The following is a 20200-nucleotide window of genomic DNA, read 5'->3' on the forward strand; positions in this document are numbered from 1 at the left end:
TGGCTGCACTCTATCGAAGCGAATATCTTTAAATTTTGATTGCATGTCATTTTTCCATTTACTTAAGGGACCATTAATTAATAACGGCAAAAATAACATGAACTTTATTGATTATTTTCCCCAGTCTTTTCTCTCTTTCGCCAGCTTCTCTGCCAGACCTTCGTTAAATATGCTGCCGTCGTCGTTGAGCAGCACCGGTATCTGGCTGCAGTAGCAGTTGTACCGGTTCCCGTTCACGGCGTAGAAGTCGCGCACCTCTTCGGTGGTGTAGACCCTACCATGACGGCTGGCGTGCCAGCTGCGGGTTGTGGGCTTGAGCGCTGACAGCCACAGCAGGCCGGTATTCAGCCCCAGCCGGTCAGCGGCCCAGTCCGTTTCGTTCCACTGAGCCTGCCGCAGCGCGCCCACCTGTTCGGTCTGGGCAATGGCCTTGGCACGGCTCATCGACACGTCCAGGCGCTTACTGATAACGCTGGCCGTTTCCCGCGGGTTAACCCCGCGCGCCACCGCATCGGTGATGATGTTGGTTAAATCGCCGCGGGCGGCATCACTAATCGACTTCCAGTCGCTGAACGTTGTCAGCCTGGCAGAGGCGATCTGGTTTTGATAACCGGGACTGCTTAAAAGCTGCTGTAGCGTTGTCTGGCTGGCGTAATACGGCGACTGCTGCGAGAGGTTGTTGAAAGCCTCCAGCGTGCCGCGCTGCGCCTCAGCGACGATGTAATCCATCGCCCACTGGTTGTTCTCGCCACCGTCCAGCAGGTAATCATCCAGGATGCCCTGCACAGCCTCCAGCAGCTCCGCCAGTTCCCGCGGGGTCATGTCGTAGATGAACTTCCCGGCGTTGACCTGGTAGAGCGTCGGCTCCTCGCCGTTAACGTGGCACAAGAAGTGCCAGTTGTGACTGTTGGCCTCCCTGTCACGCCCGGTCAGACGCTGGTCGAACAGGGCTTTCAGGGCAACCTTAATCGCGTAATACCTGTCCTCAATGTCGCGCTCCATCCTGCTGACTGACTTACGCGACATAGTGGGGTCAACTTTCGACCGTGGTATCACCGGACTTTTCGGCTTCTGACTTTGGGTCGTCCAGAGGGTCAGGTTTTGGCTTGGTGCCATCTGGCGGTACCTCGTCATCAAGTTCTGGCAGGGCCTGCATCTCGCCCGCGGCGCGTATCTCGTTCTCGGTGATAGCTGAGCGGCCAAAAGCATTCGTCGATTTGACGGCGACATCAGCCAGCTTATCCATGTTGGCAATTTTCTCTGCCTGGCTCGGCGCCAGCAGATCAGACCATCCGACAGTAATCTCCTCGTTCTGAGCCGGGGGGATAAACCCCAGTGTCCAGAAACGAGTAACGATTTCGGTAATGACATCAGTCAGGAAGCCATTGCGGCGGCTCATGCGGGTTTTCGCCCAGTCCTTGGCATCTTCCGTGCTGGCGCGCTCCCCTGTCTGCATACCCACCAGCATTTTCACCGGAATCGGCACCGTAGCGCAGAACTCATTGAGGATTGTTCGCCACGTTGGCTCAGGGTCAGCCACTGCGACAGATAGCACACTGGTATCACCCTCCTGCATCATGACTGCGCTGTCGGTGCTGTCATTCAGTCGACGTACCTGATCATCCATCGCGTTCGATAGCTCGGCCTCGGATACCCCGAGGGCGCGGGCCAACTGCGCGAAGTTTGTCTTAGCGCTGAAGTTGAAGTTGAGCTGTCGGCTGGCGTTCTTCAGGAACCCCTCGGCGGCGCCACCGGATACCTTCTCGATATCCATCAGCTTATTGAAGCCTTCTTCCAGCAGCGACTCGCCGGAATCAAGCCGTCCATCATCCGATCCTTCAGCCAGGATAATGACTCGGTCGGGGTGAACGTTGATAATGCGCCCTGGCTGCCCGCTGCGCTGCTGCTGCACCGGTATCTCGGTGAACGAGTACATGCTGACAGCACCATAGTTCTCGCTATCCTGGTTATCGTCATAGCTTACAGGGTCGAGCTGGGCCTCCCAAACCGGAATGAGCCGGACAAGCGCCCTTTCCTGTAGCCTGCCGACCATCGCCTTGTCGACAGGGTCAGACCATAGCTTGCTGTCTTTGACCTGAATGAGCAGCGCAGAGTAACGGCCCACGAGGTTGCGTTTGTCTGCACCCTTAACCTGCTTCCAGCAGCGTTTGAGTAGTTTGTTGACTCGCTTATCCCACGCCGTCTGCTTAGTTGCGTCCTTGGTCTGATCGCCTTCGTAGATGTCCGGGTAGTCCTCCCAGCACCCATCAACCATGCGAGTCACCGCGGCGCCAGCGATGGCATTGCGGCGGTACGCCCGGTAGAAGTCATCAAAGCAAAGCTCCAGCGGGTACCCAAACTCCTGATACAGGCGCTGACGCTTGGTGTTACTGGTGCCGTTAAACAGAGAGCTCAGATTACGTATCCGGGCTCGCTCTGCGCTGGCATTAGCGACGCGTTGTTGTTTCATTTCGCTTTCGGTCACGATGTCCTCCGTCAGCGCGATCGCACCAACATGCCGGTTGATTGTGGTTCTGATAATTCGGTGAGCGCGTATACCGCGGCATCAAGCCGGTCAGGTGATTTCTTAGCAGTGGATGGCACGTATTCCATGAACTGGTTCTCGACCTCGTAGAGGCTGCCACGGTGGGCAACGCGCCCCTGCGCATACAGCGCGGATATTGGCTCGGCACGGGCATACTTACCCTTACTGGCATGCACGCGAATGATACGGCCGCCGAACCCAGCATTGCGTAGCGTATCCTCCGCCATGTCGCCGCCCTGGTTGGTTTCGATGACGATCGCGTCAGCTTCATGCTGCTCATAGGCTTCAATAGCTTTGGTAGCCCAGCCGTTGGGCGAATACTTCCCGCTGTAATCAGCATCAAGGCTGTACTGCCGCTCATCGCCGGTACCATAAACACTGGCAACGGCAATGCCTGATTCGTCACTTTCTTCGCTGTTGGTGGCCTGCGGGTCGATAGCCACCACTGTTCGGGCCAGTTCCTGGGTGATCCGCATCTCGTGCGCAGCGCTGATCATCTCCTCGTTCCACAGCGCGCCCTCCGCATTGAAGCGTTTCGGGTTCTGCATGTACTGAGCCTCGGCGGTGCGCCGATGAGAGAACAGCGATACACGATGCGATTCGTTGTGCTTGAAAGGCCATAGCCAGCCATCAGGCAGGCCGTGGTCAATTGGGATGGCGTGGGTGTTTTCCGGGTACTGGTCGTCGTATGCCAGGCTGTTATTGATGAGCACCGGCAAATTCAGGTGGTGCCACTTCTCACCGCTGCCGCCCCGCAGCAGATAACCGCTCAGATCGTGGTAGTGAATGCGCTGCATGATGACAATCATCGGCGTCGTCTCGATCGCCAGTCGTGATTTGATTGTCTCGTTAAAGCGGTTGTTGACCCCGTCACGGACGATCTCGGAGTAAGCATCATCCGGCTTAACCGGGTCATCGATAATCAGCGCGCCCTGCCAGCCCGGCTCCATATGCCCGGCACGAAAGCCCGTAACCTGCCCGGCAGCTGAAGACGCATAAACGCCGCCGCCATGCTCAGTCCACCACATCGCCTTACTGTCAGCGTCATCGCGTAGCGCCATCGGCCACATCGCCTGGTAGGCCTGCGACTTAATCATGCCGCGCGCGGTGGAGGAGTTCAGCAGCGCCAGGTTGTGTGAGTAGGATAAGTGCATAAAGCGCGCCCGGCAGTTAATCGCCAGGCCTCGCCCCATCATGTTGATGGTCGCCAGTTCCGTCTTCGTGTAACCAGGCGGAACGTTGATGATCAGGCGAGTAATTTCACCATCAATAACGCGGTCCAGCGTCTGCTGAATCACCTTGTGGTGAGGTGCGATAATCATCTTTCCGCTGGTTCGCTGTTTAAAGAAGTAGCGAGCGTAATACAGGCCATCCTCTTCGCACTCTACCCGGCGGGCAAATGTCTTTTGTTCAGCAGTCGTCATCCTCCATCATCTCCTGCCGTGCTGACTTATATTCGTCCTTGCTCATGGTGATCGTCTGGATGGCGCCACCATTGGGGCCGGAGTGTTCGAACTTGTGCTTATTGGTGTAAGCGTCGCCGCACTCTTTGGCAGCCTGCTCAATAATCTCGGCGGTTAACGCGAGGTTCTTCATCCCCTCGGCACGCGTTGCCATGCGGTCGAGAACGCGCAGCCGGTACGCCTTGTTGGCTATCGGAATGTCGGAGATTTCACTCTGGAAGCGTTCGCGAGTGGCATTGAACATATCCACCCATTTTTGCGCCAGTCCTTTGCCGTTTGCTTTCGTCGGGTCGTGGGATTCGACCTGCTGACGAGGTATCGCCAGGCCAAATTCTTTTTTGACCGACTCAACCACTTGAGAGGGGGTATCAAAGCAGGCAAGAGACTGAACGATGAAGGCTTTGACCTCACCTTTCAGTGCTGCCATAAATCACCTGCCTGTCATAATCAGTCATAAAGTTAAGCCAGTTTCAGCATGCACGTTCCGCACGATCTGGCGATATCGAGGTGAGCCACTTCCGCTGGCGCATTGGCAGCATCAACCAGCTCTTGCACATCCTTGCTGGCACCGTAACGACGCACTACACCAACGAACTCTTCGACGTCGTGGCCGCGCAGTGTAAGCACTGGCTGCCCGGTCTCTTTGTTGAACTTTGGCGCGCCGAAATCATCAATGGCTTGGGCAATGTGGTAAAGCTCATGCTCCACCAGCGCGCAGAACTCAAGATCACTGCATTGTGAGCAGTAATCGGCTGCCAGCGTGATGATGTACTTCGGGATTCGTCCGAACCATTCGTACATCTGCTGTTCCATCCTGGCCTTTTGCCAACCACCAGCACGCAGCATTACCTGCTCAGCCTGACCAAGCACATAGCGTCCTTTTTTCGCAAACGAATCGGACGCCCACATGAAGCAGAGATCTGCGTCAATCAGGTGAGCATGGTCTGGGTTGTGAATGCTGCCTTCGTCACTAAGGATTTGGCGGTTAATCCACTCGACCACCTCATTGGCTGGAATCAGCCGGGTGTATGGCTGCCAGTTATCGCCACCGATGAAGTTAACCGGCGGATATGGCCTGCGTTCGTCATGTTCAGCCATTGGTTAACTCCATAATCACTTTACAGGCAGCGCCTTCACCCGCTGGCTGATGCCATGCTTCACGATAAATGCGCCCACCTTTTCGTAATCAGGTTCGTGACACGTCACCAGACAGAAAAAGGCTAGTGTTTTGATATACACCGGCATCCACCATCTGACTTTAATTTCAACTGACAGTTTGCAAATTGCCATTGTCAACTCCGGTGCTTGTTACGCCATTACGATGGGTCTGCCCATTGTGATGGCAATAAAGCCCCGCATCTGCGAGGCCTTAGTAGGGCACGAAGTGCTTAACTGTCAGATTCATCATCAAACAGCAACAGCGCCTCTTCGGACTCCTTAATTGCCTTGGTTGTTCGTGCCACCAGCCCGTTTTCGGTTGTAACCCGGTTAAGCTGATTAACGAAGATTTGATACTTCAGGGGATCATCGCCAACAAACTTAATCGCCGCTGCAGTTGCTGCGGTGTCATAGTTGAGGCTTGCCAGAAGGTTTAAGCGGATCTGCTGCGCAGGTGTAACCGTGATTTCAGACATATAATTTCCTATGGTTAAAGCCATTAAAAAAGCCACCCGAAGGTGGCCTTTGTGATGGCAATAAAAAACCGCCCGAAGGCGGTCAATTAAGTATGCCAGGTTAGGCAAATGGCGTATGTCCTGACTCTCGAATGGCTACAGGAACCGTTTGGATGTCGGCATCAGGACTGCAGGCAATAAGATAGCGCGCCTTTGTTGGCATTTCGTGTTCTCCGCCAGAATAATGAATTTCATGGCCATTATGCCCGGCTATCAAGTCACCGCTATTGTTCACCGTTCGTATGGTTCGATCCCAAGGGCCGCCAATAAATAAGACCTGTGGCATTTGTAACTCTCTCTTTTTGGCTGCGGTTTGCAGCACCGTAGAGTATTCCCCATAAATCTGAAAAGTTATAGCTTTGCGGTGCCATCTAATTCAGGCACTGTGTCCGTACGAACTCCTGCAGGCCTGTCAGTTGCTTTGTGACGTTTTCGATTCGCTCTCTGAGGGTAAAATAATCCCGTTGAGCGGAGTCAGTAAGTCTGGGGCTGGCTGCATCATCCATGCTGGAGGTGCTGGGCGTTCCGTTCTCAGGACACTTGGCGTTGAGCTGCAGCCTACGCTTGCCAGTAGCAACATCGCGCTCAAGCTGATTGATAGTGGCTTTTGCATCGTGCAGCTCTCCGGTGTATTTGGCATCCAGTGCAGCTACATCACGCTGACGGGTTTGCATGTCGGTGATGGTGGAATTAGCCAGATTCAGCGCCTGAGCTTTCTCATCACGCTGCCTCTTGTATTCGATGGCGCCGTCTCGGTAGTGGTTAACCAAAAACCCGAGAGAGCTTATTGCCACGATGATGATGGCGCAGGTTATGCCAGCCATTCGACTCATCGCTGACCCCACGTGCAGACGTCACGCTCAATCTCGCGCCGGGTGATTAATCCTTTCCACTGAACACCGCCCGCATAAGTCCAGCGTTCAAGCTCTTTACATGCTCCAGGTACGTCTCCGGCGTTTAGCCTTTTCAGAAGAGTGGAGCCAGCGAAAGCGCCAGCGCCCACGTTATATGTGAAGGAGTACAACGCGGCGCGGGTAGGCTCTGGAATTCTGACCTTGATTAATGGGTCGATTGCAGAGGCCACCTTGCGAAGGTCCGATTGCAGCAGCGAGTCACACTCTTTGTCGGTGTAGCGGTGACCGCGGCGAACGTCAGCACCAGTGTGCCCGTCACAAACCGTCCATACTCCGACCACATCCTGGTATGCGTAATAGCGACGCCCTTCTAATCCATCAGCATTACTCAGCATGACGGCAGCAATGGTGATCGCGCCGGAGCCACCGAGAATGGCCTTCAATAGCTTATTTCTCAGTGTCGGGTTCATTCTGGCTCCTGTCGCGACGATTATCTTCGCGGATCTTGAAGTACAAATTTGTCAGGTACGTGAGAACAGCAACTACTATGCCCACCAGTACGCCAATGGCGTTCCACTGCTCAGGGCTGTATGCGTTAAGAATGCCGTTCAACACGCTCCCCGCAGAGGCGCCGTAAGCCGCGCCGGTGGTTATTTTGTCCATTCGTAACATCTCTCACCTCCGATGGTTTCGGGGTGCTGTGTGTTTTAAAGGGGTTCAGGCTCTCGGGCTGATTTAACAACAACACACGTCGAGGAGTTTTCCCGGAGCCTGAAAATAAAAAAGCCCGCTCATTAGAGCAGGCCTTAAGAAAGGTAGGTGTGCAGTGCTGGGTGCCTCCCAGTGAGTCAGCCAGTCGAACTGCCTCGCGCGAGCATTTGAACATTATCAGTTTTGACTGAGCGCCCCGCCGCAAAGGGGGATTCACTGCATCAACAATTTTTATTCAAATCATTCCTGCAATCAATACTCACTACCTACCAATAATAGTCATCGAATAGCAGAAACAAAAAACCCGCACGCGGCGGGTTAGATAATCATTTACTGCCAGTGAATACAACAATGGCACAATATCAGATTTACATGAAATATATGCGTTTCAATCCAGTTTTGCAATACTTTGGTGTGAATTTGTCGCCTTTTGTTGTGAACGTGATCGCGTTACTTGCAATAAAGCCTCGCTGTCGAGGCTCATGAAGATTCGCTTCATCTCCACCCAGCGGTCGGTAAACGTCTCTGACCAGTTCTTTGGTGTCACGCCCACCAATTCTGCCAGCGCCTGGTATTCGTATGCCTCACGCCCACCCAACCCCGCCTTAACATCCTGCGCCGCCAGCCAGATGAGCTTCTTCAGCCGCTCCATAGTTTTGCCTGCCACCTTCTTGCCCGCCAGCTGCGCGCTGAACTCAGCCCAGGCCCAATGCGTTATTGCCACCTGATGTTCCCAGTTGGTGTTCTCGCTGTAGTTCCACAGCAGCCACGACTTCTGATGCTCTTCGAGCGACAGCAGCGCGCGGCGCCACGACGCGGTGGAAAACTCAACTGGCTGCACCAGCGGGATATGCGATCCCTTGGCATGCGACTGCTTGCCTGAGATTGGTGGGTTGTCCAGAGCCTGCCATCTCTTATTTTCAGCATCCCATACTCGAGGCTTCTTCCGCTTAAAGGTTTTCGTGTCGAACTGCGCGTTCTCCAGCCAGGCCATTAACTGCCCTTTCGTCGCCCCACTCAGATCGGCAGTCGCAACGATCAGCTGCTGGCGGACATATTCAAGACGCTGATTGTTCATGCTGCTTCCTTCTGAGGTTGTTTGGCCTGGCTATGTTTTGCTACCGGCGGCAGTTTGGCGCGCATGACGCTTTCGGCCTGGTACCGGATAATCTGTTCTATGGTCATGCGGCCTCCCTGCTCTTAATTAACCCGCGACGAAGCGCGCTGTAGCGCCTCCTGATGGCTTCAAGTTCTTCGATGGTGTATCGATGGGGGGTGTTATCGTTATCGAGCGCCTCGACGCGCTCAGGCCCGATTTTCTCGATAAGGCCAAGGCGGTACTGCTGCTGATTTCCCGACAGCTTCACGTTACAGTGGTGGCACTGTTTACTGATATTGTCTTCGTGATAGCGGAGATGCGACGCTTTACCACGCGAACGGTAGTGACCCGCTTCCCATTGGACGGTGTCGAACGTCCCGCAGCTGATACATGGCAGGTCGGCATCACGCTCGCGGATGTAGTCATTGACGACGCGTTGGGTTAAATCCTCCCAGTGCTTCAGCGGCTTAACCGCGGCTTTGCGCTGGCGCCAGGCCGCCCGCTCTTTTTTCTCAGTGGCGCGCTGTTTGGCGGACTCCTTGCGTTGCGCGTCCTCCCGGGCTTTTTTGGTCTGTTCTTTGCCAACGGCGCTGGCGCACTCGTAGCTGCAGACGACCTGCCCGTTGCGCATCGGGTGGAACCACTGGCGGCATTCTTTGTTGGCGCACTTGCGGCGCGGTAGCTTCGCCATGCTCACCCCCAGACCTTTTGGCGGAATGTCCGTGCCGTTGGCTCGAGGTATTTAACCTCCTGTCGCTCTACGCTGACGGTCCAGGTGAGATAATCGGGATTGAGGCTGCGCGTTACAGTTGCGCCGCGGCGCTGGTACTGCCGCTCAAGCTCATCGGCCTGCTCTGTCGTGCATTCGGTGTAGTGGAACCATGATTTTGCCATCTGGTTATCCCCCGAAGCTCATCAGCTGCGCAGCAGCGTTCTCAGCTTCATCCTGCGTACGGAATGGCTTGGACAGTATCCAGCGCCAGAGGACATCAAGCGCGGCCTTGTAGAGCTGCTGGAACTCGATTTCGCCCATATTCGCGAAGGAGATGCTACGGGGGTGTTTGCGGAGTGAACCGTCAGGCAGTTTGATGGTGTCGTAATGCCCGGCTTCGACGATGACCCATGCCCGGTACGCTTCGTAGGATTTGCAGAGGCTGATGCCGTTGGTGATGCGTCGCCCGGCTACCTGCTCAAGGTATTGCTCAGCGGCATCCTGCAACGCGTTTGCGCTGCCGCCGTACGTCGCCAGGAAGTTAGCGAACCCGGTCACCAGTTTGCGCTCGTTCGACGAGATAGCGCCGCCGGTAGGTTCCCAGTATTCGAAGCCGAGGTTAAGCAGCGCGAAGAAGCGTCGATGGAATGCGGAGTTGCGGGGTTGTCTGAACCTGGCCACCAGCACGGCGCCAAGCTTAATTTTTGATTGCAGAATTTCACTGGTCTCGGGATTAGCCGGGATCAGGATTCCTGGGGACTGCTTGATTAGCTGTAGTTCGTGCGCCATGGGATTCTCCGTGGCGCATCAGGCATAGGTTGTTCAGGCCTATGAAATTATGATATCAGATTATCAGGAGGTGGTGTAATGCCATAACCGCAGCGTTTCAGGAATTTAACCATCGAGCTGTGAGTGAACACAATCTCATCCTCGAGCATCGGACGTAGTGAAACTATCCCGTTCTGGCGGTAGATGAGATGGCGGCGTTCTCCGCAGAACGAACCGACCACACGGCCATCTGAGCGCCGCACAATGTCATACCAGTCATCCACGCCATCAACGTTTCCAGCCACAACCCCCTCCTTTCGCAATCCACCAGGCCAGCTTTCTGCCTTTAAATCTGGCGGTGGCTGGCGAAATAAGATTAAAAAATATCACTGTTAATTTATACAGTATTTATCGGAATTGCCAAAGTATGCACAAAAACTATAGCGGTACGCAATAGCATTTATCCTACTGATTTAAATAAATTTTCAGCCTCACATTTGTGCGAAAAATGATCGTTTAATTTAACAATTCGTGCGGCAAAAATGACGTTGCTAACCTACTGAATCATTGGCTTCGACACCTGCCGACACTCGCCGTCAGGGCATGTGTCAGCTTCCAAATGAAAGTGATTCACATTAAGCGTTATTGATGTGTTGCGTGAATGTGTTCGCTTCTTAATCGATTTGATAGATCGATTGGATGTAATCGATCGGTAAAATCGATCATGTGAAGGTGATGCAAACACCTGTCGTGAAAAAGGCCTCCAGAGAGGCCTTGGTTGTCGATATGGGGATTCCCATATCGCTTGTATGGTAGTTAAGGCCTAAATCGATGCCTGGTAACCCGAGCACCCATTTCCATATCTTCTCGGATTTTATTCCCCACCTTCTTTGTCGCTACCGGCAGAGTGCATTCGCATTCGACCGTTCCAAGCATCTGCGGGCAGTGATAAGTTCCGCGACCACCGCATTTAGGGCAATTGGTTGACGTTTCCGTGATTTCCCGACAATTGTTGGTTGACGAATTCACGATTTCCCGGAAATCCGATGCAGCCGGGTCGAATCCAAACCAGAATTTCGTCGGGTCAGCACATACAGGCTCTTCTCCGTGCCTGAATATGACAAATGCGGATCCGTACGCTTCTGCAAGCTTCTCTGCCTCTTCTTTCCAACCATCCGGAGCTGCCGGAGAGTTGCACCGGAACGCCAGCAGCTCACGATACGCATTAGCCTGCGGATTGTTGCCGTGCGCCATTGCTTCCAGTTCTTCATTCGTGAACGAGTTGCTTGATGGTTGCTTGACGGGTGCTTGATTCGCTTTCCGGTTTTCCTGAAGCTCTGCCTGCGCTTCATCATGCGCAATACGGCATTCTTTCAGGATTTCTACCAGCACCTCACAGCGTGGATAGTTAACAATGTGATCATTAATAATGCGGCCCACGCGCATAGTTAACTCACGCTGCATTTTTTCCGGCGTTTCTGGCTCACCAGGACAACCGAACCCTGAAAAGAAATCACCGATTTCGCTAAGAATCAGAGAGCGCAAGTCCGTTAACTGGTTAACTGGGTCTGTTAAGTTGATTGTCATGCTGCATTCCTTCTCGCTACTTTGTGCCCTGGTGCGGTTGCATAAACCTTGCATGCACTGATACGCCATCCGTCTTTTCTCGCCTCTCTGGCGCATTCAGCCCACGAATTGCCGATATACTCACCGAAGTCTGGGCTGCCCCATTGTTTTTCTGTGCAGGCCTCACAGTCGCACTGCAGGTGCATGGTGTAATTTGCAGCAATCATGCTGAATCCTTGGTTGTTACGCTCAAAATCTTCTTGTTTACCATGTGGTGAACGTGCTGTTGCTCATCGCCAGTTAGCTTCCTGCCAATTTCAAACTCGATTGAATCAACGATAGAAAAGACATAGCCCTCTAAAGAGCTAAGCATTGCTGCGCTGATTTCTGAATCCGATAATTTGCTCATTGTCCTTCTCCTTCGATAACCAGTTCGACGCCGAAAGCGAGCAAAGTTTTCCGCACGTGCCACCAGAATAACGTTCTAAGTACGTTCATCATGCGTCTCCTTCGATAACCTGGATGCCAGCGCCAGCGAGCGCATCTAGTAGCATCTGTTTTTCGTATGCAAGTAACTCCTGAGGTCCTTGCTTAACCCACCATGCGGCTGGCAGCTTCACGGTGACGGTGCGGGACTCCAGCTCTGCGATGCGCTTATCAGCATCCTCAAGAATTGCGCGTTCAAGTTTGAGGCGGTTTCTGAATTCATCGCGCTCGTTCTGCGCCTTCTCCAGCGCCTCTACCAGCGCCTTGACGTTAGCCGGAGTTGACTCATCGTAATGGGCGTTTAACAAGGTAATGTCAGCGTCCAGTTGCTTGCTATGGGCCAGAGAAACATCGAAAATTTCATCCGGCGGCATCACGCAAAGTCGCTCATTGGCTTCAATCGCTTTCTCTGCTGCCGCTTTCATGGTCGCCATCAGTGCGGTGATATCGTTCATTGTGGCCTCCATTCGTCGCATTTATAGTCGCGGCAACCGTCAAAATCATAGGGGTTGTACTGCCAGCTGATTTTCCCGCAGCAAGGGCAATTCCAGCGAACCTTGCCACTTCGCGCTTTCTGCCGGCGGTTGTGTTTTCGCAACCATTCGGGCATCACCAGGCCCGCACCCTGAACCATAGTGCGTCGGTTAAACTCACGGATGTTGAAAGTACGGCGCTTCACCGCATCGGCCATAGCAAACGGCATCCAGACAATACCCGGCTCTTCAGTGTTGGCAGAGACAAAAACAAACGCTTTAGAGAAATCATCCGTTGGCAGACCGCCACTCTGAAGCCAGTAAACATCGTTCCCGTTCCAGCTTCCTTTTTGGTAAGCAACGTATGCTCCACAGCCGGCTTCGGTAGCGCTCTCAGTTGGAATGTACTGGCAATCAACATGCCATTTGGCGAGAGCATCTACGCTGTCAGCACATACAGGCTGGTCAATCTCCCTGCCTAGCTCCCAGCCGCCTTGAGCCTCTTCCAGCGTGTATTCGTGTGCGCGTTCGATGTTAGAGCTATACCCATTACCGTTTTGGCAGTGGAATGACGCGTTACTCCCTACGGTTTCGCGAGTACAGAGCATGTAGAATCGATTACTCATGCTCGACTCCTTGGCGTAACTGGGCGGCGAACTTGCGCACACTTTCAGCTTCTGCGCGTAAGAACTTCATGCCGTCATCGAACCCGCCACGCTCTGCATCGTCAGCGCCACGGTCGAGAGTAATTGCATACATCTCCACACCCTGAGCCTGGATGTTTGCAATGGCGGCGTCGGTTGCCGGGGTTTCAGGCAATGCGCCAGGAATAACTTCTGAGTAAATGCGGTCTATTGCTGAATACCATCCGTAGGAGCAGGCAGAATAGCCATCGCGCTGGTAGCCGCGGTCTTCAACGCCACACCCCATGCCCTGTTCGTGATATTCCGGCTCGGCGGCATTGATTATTTCTTCCAGAACCGACTTCAGCCCCGCACTCTCCGCCACCACTTCAACGCACTTGCTTTCAGCGTTAGCTAATTTCACTGACAGTTCGAGCACCTGCGCTTCAAGCTGTTCATACGTTGGTTTCATGCCTGCGCTCCTTCCAGTGCTGCTGCGATTTCTTCAAAGAACTTCTCCCGGGTGTGACTTGTCATCGCCGGTACAAATGCCGCCATCAGCATGGACTGATCGCATTGCTCATCATCGGAAAGCAGAACGATTTTCTTATCCAGGCGAACTTTGGCTTCCTGCAGTTGCTCATTTCTGCTGGCGCGCTGAAGGTACTCGGCGATAATTGCGATCGCCTTTTTTGTCTCTTTCACAGTGATTTCGCTCATGACTCGCTCCCGATTTTCTCGATTGTTTCCAGCAGCAGGCAGCGGCGCGTTTTCTCACCAAAATGGCGGCGGCCGGTGTCCTTGTGGTACATCTCGTTTTTCCCTGCGCACCACATTTTTTCGGTCTCGTGTAGCTTTTTGCGCTTCGGGCCATCTTTGGTGATGACGATGCCGGTATGGGTTTTCACGATGCTCATTTCACTGCCCTCAGGTGCGATACGTTCTTGCGGTAGCTGCACCAGTCGAAGTTCACCCAGATGCCGTTATCCATGGTTAAGCGGTCGATAACGCGAAGTCCCAGAGAATCCTGAAGCCCTGCATGGTTCAGGTTCGTCAGCACGCCCACCGGCTTCATCGAGGACAGGCGGCGGTCAACGACCTGGTTCAGAATGACCTTCTCGCCGCTGCTTCCGCGCTGAATACCGACCTCGTCCAGTACCAGCAGGTCAACTTTGCAGAGGTCATCCAGCAGAGAGGCTTCCGACTGGCCTCCGTCGTAGCACTCGCGAACCCTGAGCATCAGATCCGGAATGGTGACGACCAGAACCGTATGGCCAGCAGCCAGGAGATGGTTGCCAATCGCCGCGGCAAGATGGTTTTTGCCGGTGCCCGGGCCGCCGCTGAACACGAAGCTTGCGAAGCCGGTCCCGAAGTTCTGCGCGTAGCTTTTCGCCATGGTGTAGGCCTTGCGCTGCTGCTCGCTGGATACTTCGTAGTTGGCGAACGTGCAGCTGCGGTGCAGGCTCTGGATGCCAGAGCGACCGAAGATTTTCTCAGTGCGCGCTTTCTGGTTCATTCGGTTCAGTTCCTCGCATTGTTTCAGCCCTTCCTCCCGCTGCCACGCCAGCAATTCAGCTGCCTTCGTGAACTTCGGCTGTACGCCGGGCGGAATGAGTTTCTTCAGGCGCTCAAGCGCGCTACCAGTACCAATCATGTTTTTCATCGCTACCCCCTGAACCCTGGTGGAATAGTGCTATCTGGCTCAGAGATGCGATTTACATCCCTGACGGTCGCTGAGCCTGCTAGTTGGATTCGCCCACGCGACCGCAACAGACTGTCAGCAAAAGCCATCTCCCACTGCTGGTGATGCTTCACACGACCATCACATACCCAGTAGTCCCTGAACTGCTGAAGCTCTTCAGGCGAGTAACCGGGCTCATCACCGAGATTCTTTCCCCAGAGCGTCGCACGACGTGAGAACTCAGGTTGAGGGGTCCAGTCGTTAGCGATCGGGAATTTACCCATCGGGGGCAAAGCGATGAATTCGAGCGGACTGTCTTCACCACTCGAGGAAAAGCCTTCGCCCGCGCTATCCTCTCTCTCTCTTGTTTTATTCCTTTCCTTTCCCTTCCCTTCCTTTCCGTCAGTGAGTGCTCCATGAATACTCACTGACGACTCACTGAATGCTCCGTGAGTGCGCATGGATTCACTGCTGCGCTCATCGTTTTCATTCAATGAGTTACCGTTATCTTCCTGCTTTTGGGCAGCGGGAACCGGCGGCATCGGGATATTTGAGTTACTCGGTCGGTTAATTTTCTGATGCTTTAGGAAACCAGGTATCTGTAAATACTGACTGCCATTCACTGAGTATTCAGTGAGGAGTCCGTGAGTGATCAGTTCCATAATTAATGGCTCGCAATCAATAGTGTCAGCAGGAAACACCTGCATTTTGATCCGTTTTGGTGAGCGCTCCATGCAGCCTTTGTCATCCGCAAAATTGAACAGTCCGACAAACAGCAGGCGCGCAGGAATTGAACATTCGACGATCTTCTCGTCTGTCCAAAACTCCGGTTTGACTGTTCTAATGCGAGCCATTAACTTCCCCCGATATTTACTTGCTTAATTTGTCCAGGCATACTGACCTCGCAATGACTTCCCGTTTTTGCACCCGAAGACTGGATGTGTTGGCGCACAACAGTCTTCACCTTTTCAGAACAGCCCTGGTTGCGGCTGATTGCGCTTATCGCGTTTCTTCTCAAACTTGTCAGATGGCATCGTCTGTTTGTCTGCCCATAACTTTGCGTACCGTAGAACATCGTCAAAAATCCTCCCCTTACGACTGGCTTGGCTCATACGTTTGTACATATCGACCGCCTGAAATGCCCCCCCTGCGCGACTGCCGCAGTGAAGCCCTGTTTAATCAGTTCGTCGCGCACGTTCTTTTCAATGAATTCGAGGTGGTTCATCACACGACCCCCAGCATTGAAGTCACCAGTGTCATCAGCGGTAACGTTAAGTCCGGATCAACGCGGAACATCTCGACAATCCCCTCACTCAATTCCTTCATCTTCTGATGCTTTGGCGCGCCCATTGCTATGGCTATCTTCGCTTCGCTGGTCTCTTTCTCCAGTCGCGCCAGACGGGCCATGATGTTGTCTTCCGGCAGCAGCCGGCTGCGGAACTCCAGCGGAAGAACCGCGAGGATCGCCGGGGTTATCCGACGGACGTTCTCGCGATACCGTTCGCTGTTGAATTGGTTGTCCAGGAAACGAAAGAGCTTCTGGCGTTTCCGGCAGAGATCATCAGGGAAAGTGATGTCATCACCGCCCTGCGCCCGGTACTCTTCGATGATCAGGGCCGTAACCACATCCTGGCCATCTACACCCGCCCAGGCGCGGACCGCATCGCGAATATCTTCGTGACCTGGCCCCTTATGCGCTTGAGCGCGATTTATCATTGCGCCCTGGCTAATTTCGCTATCATTTTGAAAAGTAAGTACCTGCATCATTAGGCCTCCTAACGTGGTAACCCGTCGGTTGGATTTGGGTACAGATCGGGCCGCAGTTCGTGCGGGGTGACGCCGGTCATGCGAAAAATAGGCAACACGTAGCTCGGTGGAACAATTCCGTTGTCACGATTTTTCCAGTGACTGACGGACATGCTTGATACACCAAGAGCAAGAGCCATATTTCTTGCAGTGCCTGCGGCCTGAATTGCTTTATCTAATGCTGTCATCTCGATCTCCTGTAGTCAGCAAGCAAAAGTAAACCATAGATTTACATAATGTGCAAATCATAGATTTATTGAGTGTATAAACCAAATGTTTAGAATGGCGAAATGAGAAAAGAAGAGCCCAACCAAGTCCTAATCGCTCGCCTCACCGAGATAACAGAACGCGGTGTAACCAAGGCGGATATGGCACGTATCGCAGGGATCACCCCGCAAGCCGTAAATGGGTGGTTCAAGAAAGGTGTCATCAGCAAAAAATCAGCATTGGCTATTGCCGATGCTGTTGGCGTTTCTGTTGCGTGGCTTTTGGGAGAAGATGTTGGTGAGATGAGCGGCATTAAGCCTAACGAACAGCGCATGCTCGAGCTTTTCCGTCAACTCCCCGAGGATGAGCAGGAAAACATGCTGCGCATATTCTCCATCCGACTGAAAGAGCTGGATGCTATGTACGAGAAGTACATGAAGGGAAGGATTAGGTCGCAAGGGGATTAAGGTGTTCTGGTCGGCGCATGGTTGGTGAGTAGCATTTAGGGGGCTCTGGAGTTAAGCATGGCTTTCAACGATCTGGAATATCACGCCGTAAACAAAGAAGTGAAGCTATTCGTTGACAGCATCAGGCCCCCTGCGCACATCCGTAACGAACTCGATATCGTCTACAGCATCAATGACCAGACCATAGATATCGGCGAGCAGAGGCCTGTATGGCAAGGCGCCCCAGGAGAGACGCACATCCTGCCATCGGTACGTATCAGGTATTTCAAAACCTCTCGTCAGTGGAAGCTGTATTGGATGCGGAAAGACATGCGGTGGCACCTGTACGATACAGCGGAGACGCTAACAGAAGCGCTTGAGGTAGTAAGGGTTGACCCGGACTGCTGCTTCTTCGGGTGATGGTCGGCGCATAGCTGGTGATCGGGGTATTATTCAAGCTCAAGCGGTATGAGCAGTTGGATGGGGAGATAGCGAGCTAATCGTGCTATTCGTATTGACATAAGGGGCGCACTTACCATAATGGTAACTATAGTTAGTTCGCATAAGACGGGTTTTCTTGGTTCAGCTTCAAAAATCGCCGGTGGACCTCTCTATGGAAATATACTTGCAATAATCGACTCGGCTAAAATTTCAGCAATAACAGAGCAGTGCAGAAAAGATGTTGCTGAACTTGGTAAAGATGAATCTTCCTTAAAGAGCTCGATTAAGCTAGCGGTATCCAGGGGGCGGTTTATTGGCTCTGAGTGGTGCCAAATAAATTCAAATAACGTTTGGGCTGCCTGTGATGCTTACTCTTTCACTGAGAAGGCCTGGATTGAAGCGGCTCACAAAGAAATGGATTGTGAGTTCTACATTAAATTCTGCATTGGAAAAACCGGTGCTGTTGTTTTGATCGTGTCATTTCACCCACCAAGACAAAGACACTAGGGTAACACCATGAGCAATACAAAATTATGCCCTGTCTGCGGATCTGGGCACCTGACCCGAAGGTCAACGACCGAAAGTATCACCTACAAAGGTTTTACTGAAAGCTACGATCACATTTTTAGTGAGTGCGACTTGTGCCTTGTAGACCAGGTAGACGCAGAAGAAATGCGCACCAACAAACGGTCTGTGATTCGGCTAAAGAAAATCATTGATGGGCTCCTCACTGGCGATGAAATGCGAGCCATAAGAAAGAGTTGGTGCATCTCTCAGGATGATGCTTCACGCATTTTCGGTGGAGGACCAAAGGCTTTTTCGAAATATGAAACAGATGACGTTGCACAATCAGAATCTATGGACAAGTTGATTAGAACTGCCGCTAAGTTCCCTCAAGTTTTTTCTGAGCTTTGTAATATGGCAGGGGTTTCTAGATCAGAGTCAATGGTCAGGATTGTACGGATTCAGCAATCATCTTTTTCATGGTCTGGAAGCGCTGAAATCATGTCAGCAGAACCGGATTTTGCGGAGGCATCGCATTGATTAACGGGAAAAAATTTGATCTTGTGAACTTTTGGGTTGATAGCTTTGAGCTAACCCCGACTGAAACCCCTACTAAAACGGGTCAGCAATTTCATCTTGATGCAACATCCAACGTATTTTACTCAGACAAAAACCAGACAGATTTTCGGTTAACGCTTTCAATAGAACTGCATAAAGATAAGAAATTCATATTCAAAGCCTGCCAAATGGCAATTATAAGCTTTGAGGAGGATATGGACCTTGAGCAAGCCACAGAGGCTATAGCAAGTGTCGGTTCAGCTAAGCTCCTTTATCCATATCTGCGCGCCTTCACTTTAGCGACCCTTAATCTTGCTGGTCATCATAATATAAACATTCCGGTATTGATGTTCGAAGATTAATACGCAGCGATAATCCAGTACCCACCCGGCCACCGCGCCGGGTTTTTACTGCCCTTCGCCCAGCATTCAGCTTTACCCCCCAAACATCTCGTGATCTCAGCCTCAGCGCTGGGATTTTTTTTGTCCAAAATCTGCCATTCCAGCCTGGCACCTCGCCATATATAAATCTTAGGTTTATATTTTTATACTTCACCGATTGACATAAATATAAACCAGTGATTTAATCAATATCACCAAGACGCACTACGACCACCAACAGGAAGAAACCTCCATCAGGTGGATCACAAATAGCGCATCAGGCAACCGTTCCGCCAGCCTGGCGACAAGGGCACCGAGGATGAGATGAAAAACAACCACGCAATACCAAACAGCGCAGTCCTTGACGCGGCTAAAGAGGCCTTATCAGCCATTTACGTAGTTTTTGATGATTTTGTGCCAAAGGAACCAATCGACCGGATCGACGCGGAATATCACCGCAAAGCCACCGCAGCAGCATTACGGGCTGCTTTGGTGGCGATTGGCGAGGATTAGCGGCGAGTAAACATGCCAATGTCCTGATAGGGGTGCTCTTTTTCGTAACGTGCATTGGCCTCCTCCAGGCATGCCGGAAGGAGGGACTCAATGCGGGCCATCATTTCTTCAGGCGTGTTTGCGGCATCATCCTTTGAAGCAAGCGCCAGAGCGATGTCATAGGCAACTGATTCAACGGTGCGATCCGAAGAGAATATTTTTTTATTCATGATAATTCCTTGCTGGTTGTGTGAGAACTCCAGCATACCACCGAGCCTGAAGTGGTGAAAAGACAGGCAAAACAAGGAGATCATCATGATTGATTTTGCACGCGAACCAGCACGGCAGCAGGCCGTGAAACTGAATTACTTCGAGGTGCTTCTGCGCCGTCTCTGCTACCTGCTGGCGCAGAAGGGGAATCCGGATGCGTAACCAGAAGAAATGCGCTTACCGCCTCTGCGGAAAGCCGATTGAGCAAGGCAAAGAAGTGAAGAGCAAGCTGACGCTGATTCACGGCTCGCAGCTGAAGCACGAAGAACGCGATTACTGCTGTGTGCAATGTGCTTCATACGACCAGATGGCCCACGAGTCATAACGTAAAAACCCGCCAAAGCGGGCCTGTACGTCCGGTGCCACCGACCAAAGTTACACCGGAATTTATAGCAAACCAAAAAAGACACCCATGGGCGCCATCAATGGCCCGGGGATTCTA

At 52.6% G+C, this 20200-nt stretch carries 37 protein-coding genes and 1 pseudogene; 8 read left to right on the forward strand and 30 right to left on the reverse strand.

The window, feature by feature from the left end; genetic code table 11:
* Positions 1–111 precede the first annotated feature (111 nt).
* From AB2B48_RS06995 to AB2B48_RS07135, 29 genes are all read right to left on the reverse strand, one after another.
* A complete protein-coding gene (locus tag AB2B48_RS06995; protein ID WP_368301931.1) occupies positions 112–1002 on the reverse strand; it encodes a phage minor head protein in 891 nt (296 codons plus the stop codon).
* 31 nt (positions 1003–1033) lie between these two features.
* Positions 1034–2485, reverse strand: a complete 1452-nt coding sequence (locus AB2B48_RS07000; protein WP_368301298.1) for a DUF1073 domain-containing protein — start codon at positions 2483–2485, stop codon at positions 1034–1036.
* Between the two features lie 11 nt (positions 2486–2496).
* Positions 2497–3969: a DNA-packaging protein gene (locus AB2B48_RS07005; RefSeq protein ID WP_368301300.1), complete on the reverse strand. Its 1473-nt coding sequence runs from the start codon at positions 3967–3969 to the stop codon at positions 2497–2499.
* Positions 3956–4435, reverse strand: coding sequence for a DUF2280 domain-containing protein (locus AB2B48_RS07010; RefSeq protein WP_310825345.1), 480 nt, complete (start codon positions 4433–4435; stop codon positions 3956–3958). The genes AB2B48_RS07005 and AB2B48_RS07010 overlap by 14 nt, the downstream gene beginning before the upstream one ends.
* 32 nt (positions 4436–4467) lie before the next feature.
* Complete coding sequence (locus AB2B48_RS07015; RefSeq protein ID WP_368301302.1) at positions 4468–5106, reverse strand: putative metallopeptidase; 639 nt, start codon at positions 5104–5106, stop codon at positions 4468–4470.
* Positions 5107–5121: 15 nt separating this feature from the next.
* Positions 5122–5298: a hypothetical protein gene (locus AB2B48_RS07020; RefSeq protein ID WP_368301304.1), complete on the reverse strand. Its 177-nt coding sequence runs from the start codon at positions 5296–5298 to the stop codon at positions 5122–5124.
* A 98-nt stretch (positions 5299–5396) separates the two neighbouring features.
* Positions 5397–5642, reverse strand: a complete 246-nt coding sequence (locus AB2B48_RS07025) for a DUF2560 family protein (RefSeq protein ID WP_085668324.1) — start codon at positions 5640–5642, stop codon at positions 5397–5399.
* A 100-nt stretch (positions 5643–5742) separates the two neighbouring features.
* Complete coding sequence (locus AB2B48_RS07030; RefSeq protein ID WP_368301306.1) at positions 5743–6003, reverse strand: hypothetical protein; 261 nt, start codon at positions 6001–6003, stop codon at positions 5743–5745.
* A gap of 49 nt (positions 6004–6052) precedes the next feature.
* Positions 6053–6514, reverse strand: coding sequence for a lysis protein (locus tag AB2B48_RS07035; protein ID WP_368301308.1), 462 nt, complete (start codon positions 6512–6514; stop codon positions 6053–6055).
* Positions 6511–7005, reverse strand: coding sequence for a lysozyme (locus tag AB2B48_RS07040; RefSeq protein ID WP_368301309.1), 495 nt, complete (start codon positions 7003–7005; stop codon positions 6511–6513). Before AB2B48_RS07040 ends, AB2B48_RS07035 begins: the two co-directional genes overlap by 4 nt.
* A complete protein-coding gene (locus AB2B48_RS07045) occupies positions 6983–7207 on the reverse strand; it encodes a class II holin family protein (RefSeq protein WP_046885663.1) in 225 nt (74 codons plus the stop codon). Before AB2B48_RS07045 ends, AB2B48_RS07040 begins: the two co-directional genes overlap by 23 nt.
* A 427-nt stretch (positions 7208–7634) precedes the next feature.
* Positions 7635–8324 carry a bacteriophage antitermination protein Q gene (locus AB2B48_RS07050; RefSeq protein ID WP_368301311.1) on the reverse strand — a complete coding sequence of 230 codons (690 nt, stop codon included), beginning with the start codon at positions 8322–8324 and terminating at the stop codon, positions 7635–7637.
* Positions 8321–8431, reverse strand: coding sequence for a hypothetical protein (locus tag AB2B48_RS07055; RefSeq protein ID WP_368301313.1), 111 nt, complete (start codon positions 8429–8431; stop codon positions 8321–8323). The genes AB2B48_RS07050 and AB2B48_RS07055 overlap by 4 nt, the downstream gene beginning before the upstream one ends.
* Positions 8428–9036 carry a recombination protein NinG gene (locus tag AB2B48_RS07060; protein ID WP_368301315.1) on the reverse strand — a complete coding sequence of 203 codons (609 nt, stop codon included), beginning with the start codon at positions 9034–9036 and terminating at the stop codon, positions 8428–8430. The genes AB2B48_RS07055 and AB2B48_RS07060 overlap by 4 nt, the downstream gene beginning before the upstream one ends.
* 2 nt (positions 9037–9038) lie before the next feature.
* Positions 9039–9239 carry a hypothetical protein gene (locus AB2B48_RS07065; protein ID WP_368301317.1) on the reverse strand — a complete coding sequence of 67 codons (201 nt, stop codon included), beginning with the start codon at positions 9237–9239 and terminating at the stop codon, positions 9039–9041.
* A 4-nt stretch (positions 9240–9243) separates the two neighbouring features.
* Positions 9244–9846 carry a DUF1367 family protein gene (locus AB2B48_RS07070; protein ID WP_368301319.1) on the reverse strand — a complete coding sequence of 201 codons (603 nt, stop codon included), beginning with the start codon at positions 9844–9846 and terminating at the stop codon, positions 9244–9246.
* A gap of 47 nt (positions 9847–9893) precedes the next feature.
* Complete coding sequence (locus AB2B48_RS07075) at positions 9894–10130, reverse strand: hypothetical protein (protein WP_368301321.1); 237 nt, start codon at positions 10128–10130, stop codon at positions 9894–9896.
* Positions 10131–10641: 511 nt separating this feature from the next.
* On the reverse strand, positions 10642–11412 hold the full coding sequence (locus tag AB2B48_RS07080; protein ID WP_368301322.1) for a hypothetical protein: 771 nt from the start codon (positions 11410–11412) through the stop codon (positions 10642–10644).
* Entirely contained in the window at positions 11409–11618 is a 210-nt protein-coding gene (locus AB2B48_RS07085; RefSeq protein WP_368301324.1) for a hypothetical protein, read from the reverse strand. The genes AB2B48_RS07080 and AB2B48_RS07085 overlap by 4 nt, the downstream gene beginning before the upstream one ends.
* Positions 11615–11800, reverse strand: coding sequence for a hypothetical protein (locus AB2B48_RS07090; RefSeq protein ID WP_368301326.1), 186 nt, complete (start codon positions 11798–11800; stop codon positions 11615–11617). The genes AB2B48_RS07085 and AB2B48_RS07090 overlap by 4 nt, the downstream gene beginning before the upstream one ends.
* A gap of 88 nt (positions 11801–11888) precedes the next feature.
* Entirely contained in the window at positions 11889–12332 is a 444-nt protein-coding gene (locus AB2B48_RS07095; RefSeq protein WP_368301328.1) for an ead/Ea22-like family protein, read from the reverse strand.
* Positions 12329–12976: a hypothetical protein gene (locus tag AB2B48_RS07100; RefSeq protein ID WP_368301330.1), complete on the reverse strand. Its 648-nt coding sequence runs from the start codon at positions 12974–12976 to the stop codon at positions 12329–12331. Before AB2B48_RS07100 ends, AB2B48_RS07095 begins: the two co-directional genes overlap by 4 nt.
* Positions 12969–13445, reverse strand: coding sequence for a hypothetical protein (locus AB2B48_RS07105; protein ID WP_368301332.1), 477 nt, complete (start codon positions 13443–13445; stop codon positions 12969–12971). Before AB2B48_RS07105 ends, AB2B48_RS07100 begins: the two co-directional genes overlap by 8 nt.
* Positions 13442–13693, reverse strand: a complete 252-nt coding sequence (locus AB2B48_RS07110) for a hypothetical protein (protein ID WP_368301334.1) — start codon at positions 13691–13693, stop codon at positions 13442–13444. Before AB2B48_RS07110 ends, AB2B48_RS07105 begins: the two co-directional genes overlap by 4 nt.
* Positions 13690–13890 carry a hypothetical protein gene (locus tag AB2B48_RS07115; protein ID WP_368301336.1) on the reverse strand — a complete coding sequence of 67 codons (201 nt, stop codon included), beginning with the start codon at positions 13888–13890 and terminating at the stop codon, positions 13690–13692. The genes AB2B48_RS07110 and AB2B48_RS07115 overlap by 4 nt, the downstream gene beginning before the upstream one ends.
* Positions 13887–14636: an ATP-binding protein gene (locus AB2B48_RS07120; protein WP_368301337.1), complete on the reverse strand. Its 750-nt coding sequence runs from the start codon at positions 14634–14636 to the stop codon at positions 13887–13889. The genes AB2B48_RS07115 and AB2B48_RS07120 overlap by 4 nt, the downstream gene beginning before the upstream one ends.
* A gap of 2 nt (positions 14637–14638) precedes the next feature.
* Entirely contained in the window at positions 14639–15508 is an 870-nt protein-coding gene (locus AB2B48_RS07125) for a DnaT-like ssDNA-binding domain-containing protein (RefSeq protein ID WP_368301339.1), read from the reverse strand.
* Positions 15509–15878: 370 nt separating this feature from the next.
* Positions 15879–16370: a toxin YdaT domain-containing protein gene (locus AB2B48_RS07130; RefSeq protein WP_368301341.1), complete on the reverse strand. Its 492-nt coding sequence runs from the start codon at positions 16368–16370 to the stop codon at positions 15879–15881.
* A gap of 59 nt (positions 16371–16429) precedes the next feature.
* A complete protein-coding gene (locus tag AB2B48_RS07135) occupies positions 16430–16648 on the reverse strand; it encodes a transcriptional regulator (RefSeq protein ID WP_368301343.1) in 219 nt (72 codons plus the stop codon).
* A 102-nt stretch (positions 16649–16750) separates the two neighbouring features.
* Here AB2B48_RS07135 and AB2B48_RS07140 point away from each other — a divergent pair, with 102 nt between their 5' ends.
* From AB2B48_RS07140 to AB2B48_RS07165, 6 genes are all read left to right on the forward strand, one after another.
* Positions 16751–17134, forward strand: a complete 384-nt coding sequence (locus tag AB2B48_RS07140; RefSeq protein ID WP_368301344.1) for a helix-turn-helix domain-containing protein — start codon at positions 16751–16753, stop codon at positions 17132–17134.
* Between the two features lie 57 nt (positions 17135–17191).
* Positions 17192–17533 carry a DUF3024 domain-containing protein gene (locus AB2B48_RS07145; RefSeq protein ID WP_368301346.1) on the forward strand — a complete coding sequence of 114 codons (342 nt, stop codon included), beginning with the start codon at positions 17192–17194 and terminating at the stop codon, positions 17531–17533.
* 120 nt (positions 17534–17653) lie between these two features.
* Entirely contained in the window at positions 17654–18061 is a 408-nt protein-coding gene (locus tag AB2B48_RS07150; RefSeq protein WP_368301348.1) for a hypothetical protein, read from the forward strand.
* A 9-nt stretch (positions 18062–18070) separates the two neighbouring features.
* Positions 18071–18598: a type II toxin-antitoxin system MqsA family antitoxin gene (locus AB2B48_RS07155; RefSeq protein ID WP_368301350.1), complete on the forward strand. Its 528-nt coding sequence runs from the start codon at positions 18071–18073 to the stop codon at positions 18596–18598.
* Positions 18595–18978: a hypothetical protein gene (locus AB2B48_RS07160; protein WP_368301352.1), complete on the forward strand. Its 384-nt coding sequence runs from the start codon at positions 18595–18597 to the stop codon at positions 18976–18978. Before AB2B48_RS07155 ends, AB2B48_RS07160 begins: the two co-directional genes overlap by 4 nt.
* Before the next feature lie 342 nt (positions 18979–19320).
* Positions 19321–19509 (forward strand): hypothetical protein, encoded by a 189-nt coding sequence (locus AB2B48_RS07165; protein ID WP_368301354.1) that lies wholly within the window; start codon positions 19321–19323, stop codon positions 19507–19509.
* Here AB2B48_RS07165 and AB2B48_RS07170 read toward each other — a convergent pair.
* Complete coding sequence (locus AB2B48_RS07170; RefSeq protein ID WP_368301356.1) at positions 19506–19718, reverse strand: hypothetical protein; 213 nt, start codon at positions 19716–19718, stop codon at positions 19506–19508. The two genes, AB2B48_RS07165 and AB2B48_RS07170, sit on opposite strands and share 4 nt — an antisense overlap.
* A gap of 64 nt (positions 19719–19782) precedes the next feature.
* Between AB2B48_RS07170 and AB2B48_RS07175 the strand changes: the two are divergent.
* Both AB2B48_RS07175 and AB2B48_RS07180 read left to right on the forward strand, forming a co-directional pair.
* Positions 19783–19920, forward strand: a pseudogene (locus AB2B48_RS07175) (hypothetical protein); the annotation flags it as partial.
* Positions 19913–20083 carry a YdaE family protein gene (locus AB2B48_RS07180; RefSeq protein WP_368301357.1) on the forward strand — a complete coding sequence of 57 codons (171 nt, stop codon included), beginning with the start codon at positions 19913–19915 and terminating at the stop codon, positions 20081–20083. The pseudogene AB2B48_RS07175 and the gene AB2B48_RS07180, both read left to right, overlap by 8 nt.
* Positions 20084–20200: the final 117 nt, after the last annotated feature.

The organism is Kluyvera sichuanensis (genome assembly GCF_040930405.1).
Classification (GTDB): domain Bacteria; phylum Pseudomonadota; class Gammaproteobacteria; order Enterobacterales; family Enterobacteriaceae; genus Kluyvera; species Kluyvera sichuanensis.